We start from the raw sequence: 864 nt of genomic DNA on the forward strand, positions 1-864 counted from the left end.
GACCTCAGCTACGCGATGGAGATCACGCTCGAAGAGGCGGCACGCGGCAAGGAAACGCAGATCCGCATCCCGAGCTGGGAAGAGTGCGAGACCTGCCACGGCAGCGGTGCCAAGCCCGGCACCAGCGCGAAGACCTGCCCGAGCTGCAACGGCGCCGGTACGGTGCACATGCGCCAGGGCTTCTTCAGCATCCAGCAGACCTGCCCGCACTGCCACGGCACCGGCAAGATCATCCCCGAGCCGTGCCTGACCTGCCACGGYCAGGGCAAGATCAAGAAGACCAAGACGCTGGAGGTGAAGATCCCCGCCGGCATCAACGAAGGCATGCGCATCCGCTCGGCCGGCAACGGCGAGCCGGGCACCAATGGCGGCCCGGCCGGCGACCTGTACATCGAGATCCGCATCAAGCAGCACGAGATCTTCGAGCGCGACGGCGACGACCTGCACTGCACCGTGCCGGTCGGGCTGACGCTGGCGGCGCTGGGCGGCGGCATCGAGGTGCCCACGCTGGGCGGCAAGGCCGAGATCGAGCTGCCCGAGGGCACGCAGCACGGCAAGACCTTCCGGCTGCGCGGCAAGGGCATCAAGGGCGTGCGCTCCAGCTACCCGGGCGACCTGTACTGCCACATCAGCGTCGAGACGCCGGTCAAGCTGACCGAGCACCAGCGCAAGCTGCTGAAGGAGCTGGAAGAATCCTTCGCGAAGTCGGGCGGCAAGCATTCGCCGAATGCCAAGAGCTGGACCGACCATGTGAAGGATCTGTTCAAGTAAACAGGCCCGCGGCGGCCGGTGCTCAAGCGGCCCTCCCCCTGTCCGATAAGGGGGGATGGCTCCGCTTGACCGTGATATCGCGCAGTGCCGGGC

1 protein-coding gene is annotated in these 864 nt (G+C 67.2%); it reads left to right on the forward strand.

Annotation, left to right across the window (positions count from 1 at the left end; all coding sequences use genetic code 11):
• Window positions 1-771: molecular chaperone DnaJ (locus tag AC1D01_RS36835; RefSeq protein WP_477874778.1), on the forward strand; the 771-nt coding region annotated here is incomplete at its 5' end.
• Window positions 772-864: the final 93 nt, after the last annotated feature.

It is taken from the genome of Rhizobacter sp. P3_B12 (genome assembly GCF_056402895.1).